At 71.5% G+C, this 19,757-nt stretch carries 18 protein-coding genes; 8 read left to right on the forward strand and 10 right to left on the reverse strand.

The features are described from left to right. The first annotated feature begins 19 nt into the window (after nt 1–19). From O7605_RS11125 to O7605_RS11135, 3 genes are all read left to right on the forward strand, one after another. Nucleotides 20–481: a MarR family winged helix-turn-helix transcriptional regulator gene (locus O7605_RS11125; RefSeq protein ID WP_269742598.1), complete on the forward strand. Its 462-nt coding sequence runs from the start codon at nt 20–22 to the stop codon at nt 479–481. 68 nt (nt 482–549) lie between these two features. Further along, nucleotides 550–2,406, forward strand: coding sequence for a tetratricopeptide repeat protein (locus tag O7605_RS11130; RefSeq protein ID WP_269739117.1), 1,857 nt, complete (start codon nt 550–552; stop codon nt 2,404–2,406). 161 nt (nt 2,407–2,567) lie between these two features. Next, nucleotides 2,568–4,790, forward strand: coding sequence for a HelD family protein (locus O7605_RS11135; RefSeq protein ID WP_269742599.1), 2,223 nt, complete (start codon nt 2,568–2,570; stop codon nt 4,788–4,790). A 94-nt stretch (nt 4,791–4,884) separates the two neighbouring features. Here the strand turns inward: O7605_RS11135 and O7605_RS11140 are convergent, their stop codons facing one another. Beyond that, nucleotides 4,885–5,286 (reverse strand): hypothetical protein, encoded by a 402-nt coding sequence (locus O7605_RS11140; RefSeq protein WP_269739118.1) that lies wholly within the window; start codon nt 5,284–5,286, stop codon nt 4,885–4,887. Nucleotides 5,287–5,458: 172 nt separating this feature from the next. On the opposite strand from O7605_RS11140, the gene O7605_RS11145 reads away from it, so the two are divergent. Together O7605_RS11145 and O7605_RS11150 are read left to right on the forward strand one after the other, a co-directional pair. Next, entirely contained in the window at nt 5,459–7,501 is a 2,043-nt protein-coding gene (locus O7605_RS11145; protein WP_269739119.1) for a glycerophosphodiester phosphodiesterase family protein, read from the forward strand. A 196-nt stretch (nt 7,502–7,697) separates the two neighbouring features. Beyond that, nucleotides 7,698–8,075, forward strand: a complete 378-nt coding sequence (locus O7605_RS11150) for a hypothetical protein (protein ID WP_269739120.1) — start codon at nt 7,698–7,700, stop codon at nt 8,073–8,075. Nucleotides 8,076–8,161: 86 nt separating this feature from the next. Here O7605_RS11150 and O7605_RS11155 read toward each other — a convergent pair whose 3' ends face one another. Together O7605_RS11155 and O7605_RS11160 are read right to left on the reverse strand one after the other, a co-directional pair. Beyond that, nucleotides 8,162–9,163 carry a sporulation protein gene (locus O7605_RS11155; RefSeq protein ID WP_269739121.1) on the reverse strand — a complete coding sequence of 334 codons (1,002 nt, stop codon included), beginning with the start codon at nt 9,161–9,163 and terminating at the stop codon, nt 8,162–8,164. A 185-nt stretch (nt 9,164–9,348) separates the two neighbouring features. Then, nucleotides 9,349–9,927: a hypothetical protein gene (locus tag O7605_RS11160; RefSeq protein WP_216592581.1), complete on the reverse strand. Its 579-nt coding sequence runs from the start codon at nt 9,925–9,927 to the stop codon at nt 9,349–9,351. Nucleotides 9,928–10,079: 152 nt separating this feature from the next. Here O7605_RS11160 and O7605_RS11165 point away from each other — a divergent pair, with 152 nt between their 5' ends. Continuing rightward, a complete protein-coding gene (locus O7605_RS11165) occupies nt 10,080–10,496 on the forward strand; it encodes a MerR family transcriptional regulator (RefSeq protein WP_269739122.1) in 417 nt (138 codons plus the stop codon). A 71-nt stretch (nt 10,497–10,567) separates the two neighbouring features. Here the strand turns inward: O7605_RS11165 and O7605_RS11170 are convergent, their stop codons facing one another. Beyond that, the gene (locus O7605_RS11170) at nt 10,568–11,956 is read right to left on the reverse strand and encodes a cellulase family glycosylhydrolase (RefSeq protein ID WP_269739123.1); all 1,389 of its coding nucleotides are present in this window, start codon (nt 11,954–11,956) and stop codon (nt 10,568–10,570) included. Nucleotides 11,957–12,302: 346 nt separating this feature from the next. Here O7605_RS11170 and O7605_RS11175 point away from each other — a divergent pair, with 346 nt between their 5' ends. After that, nucleotides 12,303–13,265: a TIGR03557 family F420-dependent LLM class oxidoreductase gene (locus tag O7605_RS11175; protein WP_269739124.1), complete on the forward strand. Its 963-nt coding sequence runs from the start codon at nt 12,303–12,305 to the stop codon at nt 13,263–13,265. Nucleotides 13,266–13,385: 120 nt separating this feature from the next. On the opposite strand, the gene O7605_RS11180 is transcribed toward O7605_RS11175, so the two are convergent. From O7605_RS11180 to O7605_RS11205, 6 genes are all read right to left on the reverse strand, one after another. Next, entirely contained in the window at nt 13,386–14,180 is a 795-nt protein-coding gene (locus O7605_RS11180; protein ID WP_269739125.1) for an endonuclease/exonuclease/phosphatase family protein, read from the reverse strand. 7 nt (nt 14,181–14,187) lie between these two features. Continuing rightward, nucleotides 14,188–15,678 carry a phosphatase PAP2 family protein gene (locus O7605_RS11185; RefSeq protein WP_269739126.1) on the reverse strand — a complete coding sequence of 497 codons (1,491 nt, stop codon included), beginning with the start codon at nt 15,676–15,678 and terminating at the stop codon, nt 14,188–14,190. A gap of 71 nt (nt 15,679–15,749) precedes the next feature. Then, entirely contained in the window at nt 15,750–16,766 is a 1,017-nt protein-coding gene (locus tag O7605_RS11190) for a YihY/virulence factor BrkB family protein (protein ID WP_269739127.1), read from the reverse strand. Between the two features lie 152 nt (nt 16,767–16,918). Further along, nucleotides 16,919–17,914, reverse strand: a complete 996-nt coding sequence (locus tag O7605_RS11195; protein ID WP_269739128.1) for a diacylglycerol/lipid kinase family protein — start codon at nt 17,912–17,914, stop codon at nt 16,919–16,921. 125 nt (nt 17,915–18,039) lie between these two features. Continuing rightward, nucleotides 18,040–18,618: a Clp protease N-terminal domain-containing protein gene (locus tag O7605_RS11200; protein WP_269739129.1), complete on the reverse strand. Its 579-nt coding sequence runs from the start codon at nt 18,616–18,618 to the stop codon at nt 18,040–18,042. Then, complete coding sequence (locus O7605_RS11205; RefSeq protein ID WP_093402906.1) at nt 18,618–18,854, reverse strand: HTH domain-containing protein; 237 nt, start codon at nt 18,852–18,854, stop codon at nt 18,618–18,620. The genes O7605_RS11200 and O7605_RS11205 overlap by 1 nt, the downstream gene beginning before the upstream one ends. Nucleotides 18,855–18,975: 121 nt before the next feature. Here O7605_RS11205 and O7605_RS11210 point away from each other — a divergent pair, with 121 nt between their 5' ends. After that, nucleotides 18,976–19,746 (forward strand): PP2C family protein-serine/threonine phosphatase, encoded by a 771-nt coding sequence (locus O7605_RS11210; protein ID WP_269739130.1) that lies wholly within the window; start codon nt 18,976–18,978, stop codon nt 19,744–19,746. Nucleotides 19,747–19,757: the final 11 nt, after the last annotated feature.

Here is a 19,757-nt window from a genome sequence, read left to right on the forward strand (position 1 = left end):
GTTCAACTAACACGCTATGATGCTGGTCATGACCCGCTGGCTGGACCCGGACGAACAGCGCACCTGGCGGGCGTTCCTGACCGCCTCCCGGGCGCTGATGGACACGCTCGATCGCGAGCTGCAACGCGACGCCGGGATGCCGCACGCCTACTACGAGATCCTGGTACGCCTCTCCGAGGCACCCGGACGCCGCCTGCGGATGAGCGAGTTGGCCGAGTCCAGCGGCTCCTCGCGCAGTCGGCTGTCGCATGCGGTGGCCCGCCTGGAGGCGGCCGGCTGGGTGCGTCGTGAGGACTGCCCCACCGACCGGCGCGGCCAGATCGCCCACCTCACCGACGACGGTTTCGCGAAACTGGCCGCCGCCGCGCCCGGCCACGTCGAGGGGGTACGCCGGCACCTGTTCGACCCGCTCGACCCCGACCAGGTGGCGCAGCTACGCCGGATCAGCGAGGTGCTGGCCGAACGCCTGAGGTCAGCGTGACCGGATCCTGACCGAACCACTCCGGCGCGGGTCTTGTACTAAACGTCGCTGAATGAGCACGATGGGGCGTGCCCTCCGGCTTCGGTGAACTGACTGATCAGGCGCACGACCTGGTCTCCGCCGGCGATCTCGCCGGCGCCCAACGGCTGCTCGCCGACGCGCTGACCGGCGCCGACCCGCGCCCGGCCAACGCCACGTCCGAGTTGGCCGAGGCGGCCAGCCTGCACGCGCGGGTGCTGGTCGCGCTCGGTGAGCCGCACTCGGCACGGGGCTGGGCCGCCTACGCGTACGCCGCCAGCACCCGGCTGTACGGCCGCTCCGATCCGCGTACGGTGGCCGCCGCGGCCACCCTGGCGGCGGTGCTGCACCGGGTGGGCAGCTGGTCGCGGGCGGCCCGGCTGTACCAGGAAGTGATCATCGAGCTGACCGCGTCGGACGGGCCGGAGTCGTTGCGGGTGCTCGCCGCCCACGCCGATCTGGCCACCGTGGAGTACGCCCGGGGGCAGTGCCAGGTCGCCCGCGACCGGCTCCAGGACGCCTGGGAGTTGCACCGCGAGGTCTACGGCGACGGGCACCCGAGCGGGATCAAGATGCTGGCCCGGCTCGGCTCGATGCAGCGCGACTGCGGCCAGTTCGCCGAGGCGCAGGACCACCTGGCCCTGGCCCGTGAACTGGCCCGCCAGCACCTCGCCGTGGACGATCCGCTGGCCGTCCAGGTGGCGGCGCTGTCCCGGGCGGCGGCCAACCCGGACCACGTCTGCGCCGACAACCCGCCGGTCAGCGCGGAGGAACCGGTCGTGCCGTCCGCCCGTACCCCACCGACCGAAGACGTCCCTCCCGCGTCGACCTGGCCGCATCCGCGCCGGCCCGACGACGACGGTTCCGCCTGGGCGGCACCCGCGCCGACCGAGGCGGACAACACTGCTGCCGGAACAGCCGCGGCGGACACCTGGGCCGAACACGGTTCAGGATCCGCCGCGCCGCCGCGTGACACCTGGCCGCCCGCTTGGGCGACGGCATCGGAGGACGAACCGCCGGACGCACCGACCTGGGCCGCCGCTGCCGCGCCGCCCTGGGGTTCGGACGAGCCGGCGCCCGCCGCCGGGGAGGACCATCCGGCGGAGGGCTACCACCCGAGCCACGGGTACCCGACGTCGGATATCGGAGCGCCCGGTGCCGCCTCGGCGGTGCCCACGCCCCGGCAGCCGGTCGACGGCCCGGCCGGGCCGCCCGAGGACTGGTGGGTCGGCCCGGCCGCCGAGCAGCCCGCCCCGAACCCCTATCCGGAGGTGCCGCCACCCGCCGGCGGTGCCGTGCCGCCGAACGTGGTCGGACTGACCGGCACGCCCCAGGCCCCCGGGGTGTACCGGCTGCGCCGGGTCGAGCCGGAACGCCCCGGGCCACCGTCGCGGCTGCTGCCGGTCCCGGTACGCCGCACCGCCGCCGCACCGGAACCGGCCGACCGACCGAACCGGCTGGTGCTGATCGTCGCGGCCGGAGTGGCCGTGGTGCTGCTCGGCGCCGCGGCGGTGATCGCCGGGGTGTCCCGGGTCGACGGCGGCGATCCGGCACCGCCGGCGGCCAGCGGTGACCCGACCGGCGCGGCACCTCCGGCGGCCACGGCCACCGATGGCGCTGCTCCCCCCGCCTCGCCCGGTGCCGCGCCGACCGGCCTGTCGCTGCGCGACAACCGGGACAGTGTGACGCTGCGGTGGACGTACCCGGCCGGGGCGGAGGGGCCGGTGATCGTCTCGGGTGGTCGGAACGGTCAGCCGCAGAATCCGTTCGCGGATCTGCCCGCCGGCAGCGACAGCTTCGTGGTCTACGGGCTCAACCGCAGTCTCGACTACTGCTTCACCGTCGCCGTGGCCTGGTCCACCGAGACCGTCGCCCGCTCCGACGAGGTCTGCACCGAGCGCCGCTGACCGGCGGAGCGCGCTATCTTTGGCAGTTCAGGCACAAAAAAGAACGGCTTGAAAAAGCCGTTCTGAATGCGAATTCTAGCCAATCGGGAGACGGATTGTCAAGGCACTCCGGCGGTTCACCGTCCGACGACGAGATCGGCCGCGAGCAGGAGTACGTCTCGATGCTGTACCAACGCCTCGACGACCTGCGGGACCAGGCGGCGACGCGGTTGACCGAGCAGCTGCGGTCCACCGGTGGCACGTTGCAGGCCCGGTCGCAGCGCGACGGCTCGGTACGCATGTACGCCGATCAGGTCGAGCAGTTCTCGGCGGTGGAGAACGGCCTCTGCTTCGGCCGGCTGGACACCGACAGCGACCAGCGTCACTACATCGGTCGAATCGGCATCTTCGACACCGAAGGTGACTACGAGCCACTGCTGATGGACTGGCGGGCCCCGGCCGCCCGCGCCTTCTACCTCGCCACCGCCGCGAACCCGCAGGGCATCCGGCGACGCCGGCACCTGCGTACCCGGCAGCGGAAGGTGGTCGGCCTCAACGACGAGGTACTCGACCTGACCGCCGCCTCCCCCGCCGCCCACGAGGAGCTGACCGGTGAGGCGTCGCTGCTCGCGGCGGTGAACGCCGGCCGGACCGGCCGGATGCGCGACATCGTGGAGACCATCCAGGCCGAGCAGGACCGGATCATCCGGGCCGACCTGTCGGGCGTGCTGGTGGTGCAGGGCGGGCCGGGCACCGGCAAGACGGCGGTGGCGCTGCACCGGGCCGCGTACCTGCTCTACACCCACCGGCGGGAACTGTCGACCCGGGGGGTGCTGCTGGTCGGCCCGAACGTGACGTTCCTGCGGTACATCTCGCAGGTGCTGCCGGCGCTCGCCGAGACCGGCGTGCTGCTGCGCACCCAGGGCGACCTGTTCCCGGGGGTCACCGCCCACCGGGCCGAGCCGGCCACCACCGCCGCCCTGAAGGGCCGCCTGACCATGGTCGAGGTGCTGACCAACGCCGTCCGCGACCGGCAGCGGGTGCCCGACGAGCCGCTGGAGATCGAGCTGCCGCAGCGGGAGGTCCTGGTCCTCGACCCGGCCACCGTGCGGGCGGCGCGCGACCGGGCCCGGCGCAGCGGCCGGCCGCACAACCTGGCCCGCGCGGTCTTCGACATCGAGGTCATTCACGCGCTCGCCGACCAGGTGGCCGAACGCATCGGCGCCGACCCGCTGGGCGGGGAGAACCTGCTGGAGGAGGCCGACCGCGCCGAGATCCGCCGTGAGCTGCGCGAGGAGCCGGAGGTACGGGCGACCCTGGACGAGCTGTGGCCGGTGCTCACGCCGCAACGCCTGCTCGCCGACCTGTACGCCGACGCCGAGCGCATCGACACCGCCGCGCCCATGCTCAGCGACGCCGAGCGGGCCGCGTTGCACCGCGAGCCGGGCGGCTGGACACCGGCGGACGTGCCCCTGCTCGACGAGGCGGCGGAGTTGCTCGGCGAGGACGACCGGGCCGCCGCCGCCCGCCGGAGCCGGATCCGTGCCCTGCAACGCGAGTACGCCGAGGGTGTGCTGGAGATCGCCCGGGGTTCGCGCTCGATCGACGTGGAGGACGAGGCCGAGGGGGGCGAGATCCTTGGCGTGACCGACCTGCTCGACGCCGACCGGCTGCTGGAACGGCAGGAGGAGGCGGACCGGCTGACCACCGCCCAACGCGCGGCGGCCGACCGGGGATGGGCGTTCGGGCATGTCATCGTCGACGAGGCGCAGGAGCTGTCGCCGATGGCGTGGCGGCTGCTGATGCGCCGCTGCCCGAGCCGTTCGATGACCATCGTGGGCGACGTGGCGCAGACCGGTGCGCTGGCCGGCACCCCGTCGTGGGCGGAGGCGCTGGCGCCGTACGTGGCGGACCGGTGGCGGCTGACCGAGCTGACCGTCAGCTACCGCACCCCCGCCGAGATCATGGATGTGGCCGCGGGCGTACTGGCCCAGATCGATCCGGCGCTGCGCCCGCCCCGCGCCGTACGCTCCAGTGGTTTCGCGCCGCGCCAGCGGGCGGTGCCGGCGGAGTCGCTCGCCGCGGAGCTGGTGGCGACCGCCACCGCCGAGGCGGCCGGGCTGACCGACGGGCGGCTCGGGGTGATCGTCCCGGCCGGCCGGCTCGACGACCTCGGTGCCGCGCTGACGGCGGCGCTGCCCGAGGCGGCCGTCGGCGAGCAACCGGAGCTGGAGAGTCGCGTCGTGCTGCTGACCGTCGCCGGTGCCAAGGGCCTCGAATTCGACTCGGTCATCGTGGTCGACCCCGACCGCATCATCGCCGAGTCCCCCCGAGGCCCCAGCGACCTCTACGTAGCCCTGACCCGAGCCACCCAGACCCTGACCACCCTCACCCCCACCCCCTGACCCCTCACGCGTTGATCATGAGGTTGGCGGCGTCTTTGATCTCTGTGAGTGCCGCTAACCTCATGATCAACAAAGGGTTCGGGCGGGGTGGGGGTTAGTCGAAGTTGCCTTGGTGGGTGGTGGGGGTGGAGTTGTCGCTGGTGGGGCCGGCGGGTGGGGTGGTCAGGCCGCCGGTGGTGGCGTCACCGGTGGTGGTCGGGGCGACCTTGCCGGGGTGGCGCTCCGGTTGGCGGGCCACCCGACGGGCGCTGGCCGGGCCGGCGGTGCCGCCGGTCGTGGTGATCGCGCCCTGGCCGCGCGTCGGCCCGCCGTCGCGCAGGACGGTCGGGTCGATCGGCACGTCGGCCGGGTCGTCCGGGTCCTCACGTTGCAGCTGGCTCTCCACGTCGGTCGGCGGCACGGTCACCTCGTCCAGAGCGCCTTCGCCGTAACTGCCGCCGGTGATCCGCTCCTCGGCCCGGCGGGCGGCGTCCTGCCGCATCTCGTCCTCACGCACGATCCATCACCTCGCAGAAGGGTCGGTCTCGGTGCGTGCCCGGTGACCGGCGCGGCAAACCCGCACCGCCGGTTCACCCGACCGTCGCACTGCGCTTGCCTGCCCGCCGTGCCCGCTGCCGATGCTGTGCAGCGGATTCGGCGGGAGATCCCCGCGGGAGGGAGAGGACAGCGTGCGCACCGTACGCCGTACCGCCGTCGTGGCCCTGGTCGCGACGACAGTGACGACCATGCTGGCGGCGCCTGCCCCGGCACATCAGCGCCCGGACCGGAACTTCGACCTACAGGCCCACCGGGGCGGGCTCGGGCTGCGGGTGGAGAGCACCCTCGCGTCGTTCGGCAACGCCCTCCAGCTCGGGGTGAGCACCCTCGAACTGGACGTTCAGATCACCGAGGACGGACGGGCCGTGGTCACCCACGACCGGCGGGTCAGCGCCGCGAAGTGCACCGACACCGCCCCGGTCGTACCCGGTGACCCCGAGTTCCCGTACGTCGGGAAGTACGTCAACACGTTGACCCTGGCGCAGGTGCGCACCCTCGACTGCGGCTCACGTACGCTGCCGGACCGGCCCGGGCAGCTCGCCGTGCCGGATGCCCGGATGCCGCTGCTGAGCGAGGTCTTCGCCCTGGTGAAGCGGTACCGGGCGGACGACGTGACGCTCAACATCGAGACCAAGGTAGAGGCGGGAGCGCCGAGCGAGACCGCCCCGCGGGAACAGTTCGTCCAGGTCACCGCGAAGGAGATCCGGGCCGCCGGGCTGCTGCGTCAGGTGACCATCCAGAGCTTCGACTGGGGCGCGCTGAAGCGGATGCGTCAGGTCGAGCCCCGGCTGCCGCTGGTCGCGCTGACCAACTTCGACTTCCTCCAGGTCGGGCAGCCGGGCGCCTCCCCGTGGCTGGGTGGGCTGGACATCGACGACTTCGGCGGCGACCCGATCCGGGCGATCCGCAGCCTCGGCGTCACCGCCTTCTCGCCGGTGCACGGCTTCCCGCAGAACGGCACCGTCACCGACCCCGGCTACCGGCCGTACGTGACGCGGGAGATGGTGACCCACGCGCACCGCAACGGCATCCGGGTGATCCCGTGGACGGTGAACGACGTGCCGACCATGGCCAAGCTGATCGACGACGGGGTGGACGGCATCATCACCGACTACCCGGACCGGCTGCGCACGCTGCTCGCGCAGCGCGGCTACCGGCTGCCCCGGGCGTACGCGTCGCCGTTCGACATCCAGGCCCACCGCGGCGGCCGGGCGACCCGACCCGAGAACACCCTGCCCGCCTTCGCCAACGCCCTGGCCAACCCGGCGATCTCCACCCTGGAACTGGACACCGGCGTGACCTCCGACGGCCGGCTGGTGGTGCTGCACGACCGCGCCGTCAACGGCTCGCACTGCCTCGACACCGCACCCGTGCGGCCCGGTGACCCGCAGTTCCCGTACGTGGGCAAGCTGGTGCACTCGTTGAGTCTCGCGCAGCTCAAGACCCTCGACTGTGGTACGAGGACCGCCGCCGACATGCCGGAGCAGGTGCCGGCCCCGGGTGCCCGGATCCCCACCTTGGAGGAGGTCTTCGCGCTGGTGAAGGCCAGCGGCCGGACGGACATCCGGTTCAACATCGAAACGAAGATCAGCCCGTTGGTGAACGACACCGAGCCGTACCGCGGCTTCACCCGCAAGCTGGTCACCGCCGTGCAGCGCGCCGGCCTCACCGGCCGGGTCACCATCCAGTCCTTCGACTGGCGCACCATCACCTACGCCCGGCACCTGGACCGGCGGATCGAGACGGTCGCCCTGATCTGGCAGTACGGGCCGGCGGAGTGCGCCAGGCTGGCCGACGAGTGTTCGCTGCGGGCGGTGTACGGCGACCCGTCGGTGAAGAGCCCGTGGACCGCCGGACTGGACTGGTGGAAGTACCGGGACCTGGGCCGGCTCACCCGGGCCGCCGGCGCCAGCACGGTGTCGGCGAACTGGCAGGTGCACGACCCGGCGCAGGGTTCGGTCACCCACCCCGACTGGTACCTGCGGCAGGACCCGACGTACTTCCACGGACCGGACGTACGCACCCTGCAGGCCCGGTACGGCCTGAAGGTGATTCCCTACACCGTCAACGACGCGGGCGTGATGCAGCGGGTGATCGACCTCGGGGTCGACGGCATCATCACCGACGACCCCGATCTGCTGGTCGGCGTGGCCATCCGCAACGGCCTGCGGTGAGCCTCGGCGCGGGCGACGCGGCACCCCGGCGTCGCCCGCGGGAACGGCCCGAATCGCGGACCGGTCGGGGTTACTGCCCCCGTCGGCGGGGGTAGACGCGGGGTGCCCCCGCCAAGTGCGCGAACCGTGCCGTGGCCGACACGCGGTAGCGGGGCGAGGGTCGCAGGTTACGACTCATCAATCCTGAGGAGGACAGATGAGCACGCAGGCTGCATCTACCAGGCCGATGAACCGCCCGGCGCAGGACATGCAGAACCGCGCGGCCATGCAGGAGGCACCGACCCGTCAGATGCCGATGATGCAGGACGGGCACCGGGAGCCGATGCCGGCACCGGGTACGGAGACGAAGCAGGCGTTCCTGACCACCGAGTTCTGGATCTACGCCGCTGCCGTCACCACCGTGGTCATCGCCGCCTTCTGGCGTGGCACCAGCTCGTACGGGCTGAATCTGAACAACCCCGGCCAGGCGTGGTTCTTCATCACCCTGCTGACCCTCGGCTACCTGGGTAGCCGTGGTCTGGCCAAGGCCGGCAGCGCGAAGCGTTCCGGTGAGGAGCGTAAGCGGGGACGGTGACCCCGCTTAGGCGGGGCCTCGACCGGCCCGCACACGCACGGTGGCCCCTCGGGATCCGCTCCCGAAGGGCCACCGTCCCGTCGTGCCTAGAACTCCTCGAAGCCGCCGAAGTCACCGCCGAAGTCACCGGCGGCCTCGCTCACCTCGTCCTCGGCCCCTTCGAAGGCGTTGCCGATCATGTGGCCGGCGAGCATGCCACCGGCGGCACCCAGCGCCGCACCGGCCACCACGCCACCCATGCCGGAGCCGTGGCGCTGGTGCGGGTGGCCGAACTTCTGCCCGCCGCCGTAGCCGTGCGGGCCGAACGCCTGGGCGCGCAGGGCACCGAAGCGGCCGATCGTCTCCTGCAACCAGCCGTCGACCACCTGCACCCAGTCGGAGCGCTCCGCGTCGGAGTGCGCGACCTGGTGACGGCCGAAGACGTCGTGCCCGGGCGCCAGGAAGCCGCCGCGCTTGTCGCACTCCAGCACCACGTCCACGCCGTGCGGGTTGGTGACGAAGGTCAGTTCGAGTTCGTTGATGGTCTGCGCGTACTGCGGTGCGGCGAAGAACTCGATCTCCTGGTAGAACGGCAGGGTCTGGTGCACTCCGTGGATCAGCCCACGCTCCAGGTCGGCCTTCTTGAACCGGAAGCCGAGCTGCAGGAACGCCTCCAGGATGCGCTCCTGCACCGGCAGCGGGTGCACGTTGATCTCGTCCAGGTCGCCCTTGTCGACGGCGCGGGCGATCGCCAACTCGGTACGCAGCCCGAGGGCCATCCCGTGCAGACGCTGACCGTAGACCGCGGTGATCGGCGTCTCCCAGGGCAGCGGCAGCTGGAACGGGATGGACAGCGTCTGCTTCGCCGCGAGTTGCAGTGGCCCGCTGACCACCTGGCGGTGGAACTCCATCACACCGGCGTGCTCACCGACCTCGACCCGGGCGACCAGACCGACGGCGATCTCTTCGATGTCCGCCGCCGCGTCCCCGCCGAGCAGGTTGACCTGGCCGTCGAGGGCGAGTCCGGGTCTGGTGTTCGGGTTGGCCAGGACGGTGTCCACGCTGGGACCGCCCACGCCCAACGCGCTCAGCATCTTCTTGAAGACCATTGGTACTCCTGCGGGGTCTGGTGCCCGTACTCCATTGTGGGAGCGGACGCGGACCAGCGCACCCTATCGACCCGGGCTGTGAGGTCGCTGAAAAACCGGCGATCCTGGTGCGTCCCGGGTGCGTTCCCGGACGCCGACTGGCCGGGCGGCCCGAACCCGGGCCGCCCGGCTGCACGCGCTACCGGTCAGGGACGCCGAATGCTCTTGGTGTTCGGCGAGGAGTACGGACACTGGCTGGAGTATCCGGTACCGACCACGACGTAGCCCGACGGAACGGGCGAGACCCCGCAGACGACGGTGGTGCCGCTGGCGGACGGGATGCGGATGGTCCAGGTGTTCGGCCAGGCGTACGGACACTGGGTGGAGTTGCCCTGGGCCAGGATCACGTAGCCGTCCGGCAGCGGCCCGGCCTTGCAGACCACGGTGGTGGTGCTCGTGGACGGAATCCGGATCGTCATCGTGTTCGGCCACGCGTACGGGCACTGCGTGGAATTACCCTCGCTGAGCATGACGTAGCCGGCCGGGATGGTCGACACCTTGCAGACCGTGGTGGTGCCGGTGGTGGACGGGGTGGTGATGGTCCAGGTGTTCGGGTATGCGTACGGGCAGGAGCTCGACGAGCCCTCGGCGATGATCACGTAGCCGGCCGGTACCGGGGAACTCTTGCAGATGGTCGTGGTCGCCGCGCTGGCCGGCGACGACGCCGCCAGGTTGACGCCGATTGCCGCGGCGAGTACGACCAGCATGGTCAGTACGGCCCGCAACCTCGCATGACCCGCTTGACGCAACAACTGCACTGACGCCTCCACTTGTCAAGACTTCAATCGCTTTTCTGGGAGTCGGCCGCCGCGGCTTGACGCCAATCGCAATGATGCAAGTTAATGCTGACATGAAGTCAAGATCTGGTGGGCGATCAATGACTATCGGCGAGCTGGCCGGCCGGTTCGGCCTGGCTCCACACGTACTGCGGCACTGGGAGGCGATGGGTCTGCTCGCCCCTGACCGGCAACCCAACGGACGGCGTCGTTACCAGCGAAAACACGCCGGTCAGGTCGGTCTGATCCTGCTCGGCAAGGAGGCCGGGTTCAGCCTCGGCCAACTGCGGGCACTACTGACCAACCGGGACGACCCGACGGTATGGCGGCAGCTGCTGACCGAACAGCGAAACGTACTCCGCCGGCGAATAAGTGACTCACGCACCTCGTTGGCAATTATTTCCCACGCTCTGGACAGCGATCACCGGGACCTCACCGAATGCACCGAACTGGTGAATTCGATGAACACGACCGATGCCCGGTCGGAGCCCTCCCCCATTTCCGGCGAACCCGACTGAGCCCTTTCCACCTCGACCACGGCACAGCGGTGGCCGGGCCCGTGCCGGGCCCGGCCACCGACGGTGTGAGGTCAGCTCGCCGTGCAGCTCACCGCAGGAGCCGAGTTGGTCCCGGCCCAACTGCCGAGGAAGCCGAAGTTGGTGCTGGCCCCGGCACCGAGACGACCGTTGTAGGAGACGTTGCGGGCGGTCACGGTGGATCCGCTGCTGGAGATCGTCGCGTTCCAGGACTGGGTCACCGTCTGTCCGTTGGCGTACGTCCAGCGCACCGTCCAGCCGTTGATGGCGGTGGAGCCGGCGGTCACCCGCACGTCGCCCTGGAAGCCACCCTGCCACTGCCCGGTGATCGAGTAGGTCGCCGTGCAACCGGCGCTCGGCGGCGGGGTCGACGGGGGCGGCGTCGAGGGCGGCGGAGTCGAGGGGGGCGGCGTGGACGGGGGCGGGGTCGACGGCGGCGGCGTGGTCGGCGGAATCGAGTCGTAGACGCTCGCCTGCCGTGCGGTCTGCCGGATGCCGTTGGTGCCGTTGAACAACCGCTCACCCCAACTGGTCAGCTGGTTCGGGTTGAAGTTGGTGGCCATGTCGAGGTACTCCACGCCACCGCTGTTGCCGCTCCACGACCAGCCGAGCCAGCCGATGCCGTTGGCCTGGGTGTAGGAGAGGATCGCGTCCTCGTCGGGGTTGCCGTCGGAGTGGTTGTGCCCGAACTCGCCGACCACGATGGGCAGGCCACGGCTGCGGAACCGGCCCAGGTAGTCGCTGATCTCGGCGGCGGTGTCGAAGACGCCGTACATGTGGATCGAGAAGACCGTGTTGCCGGCCGGATCGGCGCTGAACACCGTGGGCGCGTTGTCGCGCATGGTGAACGACCAGTCCTGACCCCAGTTCGGCGCGTCCACCATGATGGTGTGCGTGAGGCCGCCGGTGCGCAGCCGGCGGATCGCGTTGGCGGTGTCGGTGGCCCACGACGAGTAGTTCTGGTTCCCGTACGGCTCGTTGCCGATGTTGACGATGACGTACGCTTCCTGGCCGTTGAGCGCACTGGCGATGCTGAGCCAGTAGTCGACCGCGCGGTCCAGGCTGACCGCCCCGCTCTGCTCGCCGTACCCCGTGGTGTCGTGCACCTCCAGCACGCAGATCAGCCGGTTGGCCTTGCAGAGCTGGATCACGTTCGACACGTCGCTGGCGCTGTTGCGGGTCCACCGGTCGCCACTGGAGAGCACGACCCGCACCGCGTTGGCGCCGAGGGCCTTGACGTCGGCGAAGGAACTGGTCTGGTTCGGATACCAGGTGTGCGCGTGGTTGACCCCACGCATGATGAACTCGTTGCCGTTGGCGTCGTAGAGCCGACCGTTGCTGACCGTGAAGCCGGCGGCGGCCTGGGCCGAAGGCCCGAAGGCGAACACTGCGGCGACGGTCGCCAGCAGGATGGCGCCGACGGCCGCGAACAGTTTTCTCATGCATTCCTCGCAGGAGGTGTCTCCCCCGTGCCCAGGGGGTGCGGTGAGTGGCAGGTGCGCGGCTGCAGCCCGACAGCCGCGTTCAGACCCGGCGAGGCATCAGCGTATGCCGATGGGATGGCGAAAGCAACCGGTTCAGTACGCCGGCTGCCCGTGACGACCCAGGAGACACCGAGTCGTCACGGGGGCGGACATCCCCACCACAGGACGTACACCACGCCGGCATCTGAACCGGTTCAGACAACGGTAGGCACGGGCCGAGCGCACCGTCAAGCGCCGAACAGGGGTTGACCGATCCGGGCCGGGGTATCCGGAATGACCCGTCCTCGGCCCGAAGGAGACGTCAATGGTCAGCGTCGGCTACACCCTGATGTGCGAGCAGGCAGGTCCGAAGGAACTCGTCGACCACGCCGTACGGGCCGAGGCGGCGGGCTTCGACCACCTCGTCATGTCCGACCACTACTACCCCTGGCTGGAGTCGCAGGGGCATTCCCCGTACGCCTGGTCGGTGCTGGGCGCGGTCGCGCACGCCACCTCCCGGGCGGCGCTGATGTCCTTCGTGACCTGCCCGATCCGCCGTTACCACCCGGCGGTGGTGGCGCAGAAGGCGTCCACCCTGGGGGTGCTCTCCGACGGGCGGTTCACCCTCGGCCTCGGTGCCGGGGAGAACCTCAACGAGCACGTGGTGGGCGGCTGGCCGCACGTGCAGCAGCGGCACGAGATGTTCGAGGAGGCGTTGCAGATCATCCGTCCGCTGCTGAACGGCGAGACGTTGACCTTCTCCGGCAACCACTTCGACGTGCCGGACGCCTACCTGTGGGACCGTCCGGACACGCCGGTGCCGATGGCGGTGGCCGCCTCCGGCCGGCAGTCGGCGACCCTGGCCGCCGAGTACGCCGACGGCATGATCGCCACCGATCCGGAGCCGCACCTGGTCGAGATGTACGAGCAGGCCGGCGGGGCCGGACGCCCGCGCTACGGGCAGGTGGCCATCTGCTACGGACCGGACGAGGCCGAGTGCCGCAAGATCGCCCACGATCAGTTCCGCTGGTTCGGACTGGGCTGGAAGGTCAACACCGACCTGCCCGACACCGACTCCTTCGCGGCGGCCACCCGCGGCGTCCGCGAGGAGGACGTGGCCGCCGAACTCTCCTGCGGCCCGGACGTCGACAAGCACGTGGCGGCGTTCAAGAAGTTCGTCGACGCCGGCTTCACCCACGTGGCCCTGGTCCAGGTCGGCGGCGACACCCAACCGATGTTCCTGGACTGGGCGCAGGACGAACTGCTGCCCCGACTGCGTGACCTGTGAACGACGAGGAGTGATCGATGCGCATCGGTAACACGGAGATCCGCCCCGCCGGCGGCGGCGTCGGCTGCCTCCTGATGGTCCTCTTCTCCATCCTCGCCTCGATCGTCCTGACCGTCCTGCTCAACCTGCTCCTGTGACCGCCGCCGGCGGGGTGAGGGCGAACTCGGCCAGCAGGGGGTAGTGGTCGGAGGCGTGGTCGGTGTGGGGGGTGCGGACCACCTCCACGCGGGTGAGGTGGGTGGCCAGGGTGGGGGTGGCGAGCAGGTAGTCCAGGCGCACGTCGGGGAACTCGGCGCCACCGTGGGCGGTGGGCACTGTCGGGCCGGCGTCGGTGCCGAGATCCACCAGCCCGGCGGCGAGCAGCCGGGCCACCGCGCGGGTCTCCAACGTCCGCCCGTCCCGACGCAGATGCCGTCGCCGGTACGCGGGCGGTAGCCGACCCACCCGGTCGGCGTGCTCGGCGTACGGGTCGAGGGTGTTCAGATCACCGGCGAGCAGCGCCAGGCCGTCCCGGCCGGTACGCACGGCGCCGGCCGCCCACCCCGCCTCGACCAGCCGTCGGGTGCCCGAGTACGGGTCGAGATGGGTACCGAGCACCGTCAGCGGACCGGCGTCGGTGCCCACCACCACACGTTGGGCCGCGTGGTGGAACGGCCGACGTACCGGTGCGGCGGCCAGCACCGGCCACGGTGCCCGCACCAGCACCGCGACCGGCTGCCCCAGCCAGGAGCGGGCCAGGTACGGCCGGAGCCCGACGCCGCCGGCGAAGCCCGCGACGTCGAGACCACCCAGTTCCTGCAACGCGAGCACGTCCGGCCGCTGCCGGCCGATGACCCGGGCCACCAGCTCGCGCCGGTCCGGACCGCCACGGTCCCGGCCACCGGTGCGGATGTTCCAGGTCATCACCCGCAACACGGGCGGCTCAGCCGGGCCGGCCGGCCCGGGCCAGCTCGTCGTCGAGGGTGTCCACGTCCTCCGACTCGATGGCCGGCTGGTTGCCCTGCCGGACGTCCTCGTTGGGGCGTACCACCCAGTACAACAGCCCGATCCAGAGCGTGGTGAGCAGGATCGCGCCCATGAAGTCCGTCGGGTGGTGCATGCCCCGGTACATCCGGGAGACCGCCACCCCGACCGGCATCACCACGGCGAGCGCCACGAAGACCCACCGCCACCACCGGTCGGTACGAGGGAAGACGATCACGGCGATCGCCACCCAGATGCAGAGTGTGGCGGCGATGTGCCCGGACGGGAACGACGAGGTCGGCATCGGACCGTCCAGGTTCTCCACCGGCGGGCGGGGCCGGTCCACCGCCGCCGCGCTGGCCAGGAAGAGGGTCAACTCGCCGAACATGGTCAACGCCACGAACAGCACCGGCCGCCACCGCCGCCAGATGGCCAGCACCAGCGGACAGAAGACCAGCGAGATCGCCAGGATGGCGTGGGTGTCGCCGACCTTGCTCCACCACCAGCTGAAATCGTCGAGCGCCGGGGTACGCCGCTCGGCGAACCAGGTCGGCACCGTCTCGTCGAGGCTGGCCAGGAAGGTGCTGTCGGCGTAGTAGCTGACGAACATGCCGAAGCCGTAGAGGGCACCGAACACCAGCACCCAGCCGACGATGATCTCGGCGACGCCGGCCCGGGCGTGCGGCAGCAGCTTCTCCTCGTCCGGCGCGGGCGCCACCTCCTGCCCGGCCTCCGGCTCCAACCCCTCGGTCAACGGCGCCGCGGGCCGCCCCCGCTCCAACCGCCACAACCGGAAGGCGTACGCGGTGACGCCCAACCAGGCCGCGCCGAGCAGCCAGGCACCGATCACGTCGGAGAGGAAGTGAACACCGAGCGCCACCCGGGTGAACCCGATCAGGAAGACGACGGCGGCGACCAGGGCCATCGCCGGCCGGCGCCAGCGGGGTGCCATCGCCGGCAGGAACACCAGCAACAACGCGCCGTAGGCCACCATCGACCCGAGGGCGTGACCGCTGGGGAAGCTCTGCCCCGCGTACGCGCCGATCGGCACCTCCACCTCGGGACGCAACCGGTCGACGAGCGTCTTGAGCGACGGGTCGAGGATCAGCGCGCCCGCGCCGGTGACGATCAGGAACACCGCGAGGCGACCCTGCCGGCGGATCAGCAAGCCGACCACGGCGACCGTCACCAACCAGATGATGACCGCCCGGCCACCGAGGTCGGTGATGGCGTTGAGCACCGTCACCAGCGGCCCGATCGGTGACACCTGGTCGTTGAGCCACTGGGCCACGCCGTGGTCCACGTCGTACAGCGGCGACCACCGCACCCGGACCAGCACCAGCAGCAACCCGAAGCCCACCCCGGCACCGAGCACGAGCGCCAGACCGGCGAGCGTACGTTCGGTGAAATGTCCCAGGGGTCGTCGCAGTACGTCCCTGACCGCGCCCACGGCAGCCTCCTTCGCTTCTGGCGTGGCGCAGTACCCGATCCGCCGCCGCGGTACACCCGGCGACCGGACGGTCAGAGTGCGGTCATCTCGCCGGTGTCGTGCACCGGTACCCGCTGTACGTTCGGCTCCCACAGGTCCGGCTTCGCCGGCTCCTGCACGCCGATGCGTACCGCCTCCAGTTGCGCCGCGAACGAGAGCCCGCCGAACAACGCCATGCCGGTGAGGTTCGCCCAGAGCAGCAGCGCCATGATCCCGGCCAGCGCACCGTAGGTCTGCCCGAAGTCTTCGCTGAACCGCACGTACCCGGCGAGCAGGAGGCTGGCCAGCCACCACATGGTGGTCGCGATGCCGGCACCGAACAACAGCCAGGACAGGCCGGGCTGGTGACGGCGGGGCGCGTGGCGGAACAGCACCGCGACGGCGAGCACCGTCAGGCCCAGGCTGAGCGGCCAACGCACCACGTCCCACACCGTCCCGGCGACATCACCCCAGGAGTAGTGGCGTTCCACCGAGTCGCCCATCGGCCCACCGCCGACCAGGATGAGGAACCCGGCCAGCGCCGGGAGACCGGCGGTGACGGCGAGCACGGCCGCCCGCAGGTACTTCCACAGCGCCGGGCGGTCCCGTTCGACGCCGTAGATCCGGTTGGCGCCCCGCTCGATCTGGGCCATGGTGCTGGTCAGCGCCACCAGGCCGGTGATCAGACCGAGAGTGAGCGCCACCTCGCCGGTCTCCTCGACCTGCTCGGCGCCCGCGCCGTCGCCCCCGCCGAGCAGCTCGGCGACCATCTGGTCACTGGTGCCAGGGGTCAACGCCAGCACCGTGTCGGCGACCACCTCCCCACCCTCGGCCACGCCCAGCTCGGAGATCAGCCCGGTGAGGGCGATCAGGAACGGCACCACGGCCAGGCAGAGCTGAAACGCGAAGGCACGGGAGTGGCTGAACCCGTCGCCGTAGCGGAACCGGGTGAACGCGTCACGCAACAGGTGCCAGCCGCCCTCCCGGCGCAGCGTCTGCCAGGCATGGTCGGCGCAGAGCTGTTCGTCGGACATCAGCCGGGTCTCCGGCACGATCCTGGTGCTGCTCACCGAGCGACCCTCTCGTTCGCGACCGCGGGGCTCGCAAGCTCACTCCTCGCGCTCACCCCGGCCAGCCCTCCGTTCGCGACTGCGGGGCTCGCAAGCTCACTCCTCGCGCTCACCGAACCGGCCCTCCGTTCGCGACTGCGGGGCTCGCAAGCTCACTCCTCGCGCTCACCCCGGCCCTCCTCGACGAGGCGTTCGCCGCGCTCGGCGGCGGCCGACGCGTCCTCGGCCAGGTCGGGCGCCTGCTCCGGCCGCGGTACGCACAGCCACAACGCCCGCCGCCGGATCTGCACCCGCAGCTGGCTACCCGGTTCGATCAGGTCGCCGTCCAGTTCCCGAGGCTGGCTCCGGTTGCTGGTTATCTCCACTCGACGGGCGCGGTACACCTCCATCCGCGGCACCCGGTCGCGACGGCGCAACACCGCCCAGCCGAGGGTGAGCCAGTGCCGCAGCGTGCGCGGGGTGAGCACGGCGACGTCGAGGTACCCGTCGTCGGGCTCCGCCTCGGTGAGCAGGGTCACCCCACCCTGGAGCCGACCGACGTTGGCGACCAGCACCGAACGGGCGCGGCGGCGCAACGGCGGCTGGTCGTCCAGCCGGATCGACACCCGCATCGGCCGGTCCCGCAGGTGTCGTGCCGCCCCGACCACGTACGCGGGCCAGCCGATCCGGCGCTTGGTGGTCTCGCTCGTGGCGTCGAGCATCTGGGCGTCGAAACCCATGCCGGCCATCACCGCGAAGTGGTGCCCGTCCACCGCACCGACGTCGAGCAGGCGGCGGCCACGCTCGATGGCCACCGCCAGCCCGGCGGGCAGTTCGTCGGAGAGCCCCAGGTTGGCGGCGAGCAGGTTGCCGGTGCCTTGAGGCAGCACGGCGAGTGCCACCTCGGTGCCGACCAGAGCATCGACGCAGGCCATCACCGTACCGTCGCCGCCGCAGGCGAAGACCACGTCGACCCCGGCGGCGAGCGCCTTCTCGGTCTGCCCGCGACCGGGATCGTCGGGGGTGGTCTCGAACCACAGCGGTTCCGGCCAGCCGGCCGCGTCGAGCGTGTCGCCGACGGTCCGGCGCAACGCGTCGAGATCGGTCACCTTGACCGGATTGACCACCACCGCGCTGCGCAGCGGCCCTTCGTCCCGTCCAGCTTCCACGGCGTCAGTGTGCAGCACCGTGCCGGGTTGGGCGACCCGACGCCGATGTGCCTCGATTCACCCCGCCGACGCCCCGTGCCGACGTTTCGACCGACGTTCGTCGGGGGACGCGGAGCAGTCGGTCGTCAGGCGCTGGCGCGCAGCGCGACCTCGACCCGCTGGCGTACGTCGGCCAGGTCTACCCCGGCCTCGGTGAGCGCCAGCGCGGCGAGGCCGTTTCCCTCCCGCAGCAGGCCGAGCAGGATGTGCTCGGTGCCGATGTGGCGGTGCCGCAGCCGGATCGCCTCGCGTAGCGACAGCTCCAACACCTTCTTCGAACGGGCCGAGAAGGGACCACCGGTCGGCCGTCGCCGGCCCCATCGGCGGCGCGGTGCCGGCACCGCCTCGCGGAGGGCGTCCTTGCCGAACGACTCCTCGATCCGGGTGACGATGGCGGCCAGGTCGATGCCGATCTCACGCAGCGCCGCCGCATCGGCCTCGCCCAGGCCGCTGCCCCCGGTCGCGGTGTGGCGGTGGACCCGCTCGCGCAGGTCGTCCGCGGTGACACCCGCGTCGCGGAGCACCCGCGCGGCCAGGCCGTCCCCGTCGGCGAGAACGGCCAGCAGAAGGTGCTCGGTGCCGACCGGCCGTTGGCCCTCGGCGCGGGCCTCCTCGCGGGCCCGTCGCACCACCTCGCGGGCACGGTCGGTGAATCGTTCGAACATCACGCCTCCCAGGAGGAATCGACCGCCGGTCGCCCGGCGTGCTTCTTGTGCACCGCCTGCCGGCTGACCTCGAGCGCGTCGGCGATCTCCTGCCACGACCAGCCCTGCCGTCGGGCGTTGTCGACCTGGACCACCTCAAGCCGTTCGAGCAGCCGGCGCAGGGCGCGGACGGCACGCAGGCCGACCCGGGGGTCGGTGCTGCCGGCCGCGGCCGCGAGTTCCGTCGCCTGACTCATGGCGTCAACTTACATTGACATCGCCGGAGTGTCAACCCCGGTTGACATCCGAGGTGTGGTTCCCCTTCGCTAGGGTCGTGGCCGCGCGGGCGTTCCGCGCCAGCCGTCGGTTGGAGGCCCGGTGAGCCAGGACGCGGACTACCAGGCAAGCCGTTTCACGCTCACCGACCTGACTCTCGAGATGGCCGGCGGCAGCGTGGTCGGCAACCGGTACCGCGACAACTACGACGTCCTGCACGTCGATCCCGCCCTCCCCTTCGTCGTGGTGGCCGACGGGATGGGCGACGGGGTGGGCAGCCGTCGCGCCGGTGCCGCCGCGGTACCGACGTTCGCCGCGCTCGTCCGCGAGGCGTGGCCCGAGATCGGGGCCGACCGGCTCCGCACCGTTGCCGACGCGGTCCAGGCCGCCGTACTCGAGGCTGGGCGAGGTAGCCCCCAGCTGACCGGCTGCACTCTCACCGGTCTGGTCGTCGAGCCGGAGGGCGGCCAGGGCTGGGTGGTCCAGTTGGGCGACTCACGGGCCTACCGGCTCCGCAACGACCTGCTGGAACTGGTCACCACCGACCACACCGTCGCCTGGCTGGGGGTGCTGCACGGCTGGTACCCGAGCGACTCTCCCGCCGCCGCCCGGGCCCGGTACCAGCTCACCCGCTACGCCGGCCACCCGGCCGCACCGGAAGCCGACCTGCTGGCCGTGACGGTGCGTCCCGGCGACACCTGGCTGCTCTGCACCGACGGGGTGAGCGACCAGGTCAGCTACCACGTGATGCAGGAGGCCCTCATCCGGGCTGAGCCGGCGGACGCGGTCCGGACTCTGCTGCGCGCCGCACTGGACGCCGGTGGGGCCGACAACGCCAGTGCCGTCGTGGTGCGGGCCCGGCCGGCGTCCTGACCACCCACCGG

The sequence above is a fragment of the Verrucosispora sp. WMMA2121 genome, assembly GCF_027460185.1.
Lineage (GTDB): Bacteria > Actinomycetota > Actinomycetes > Mycobacteriales > Micromonosporaceae > Micromonospora > Micromonospora palythoicola.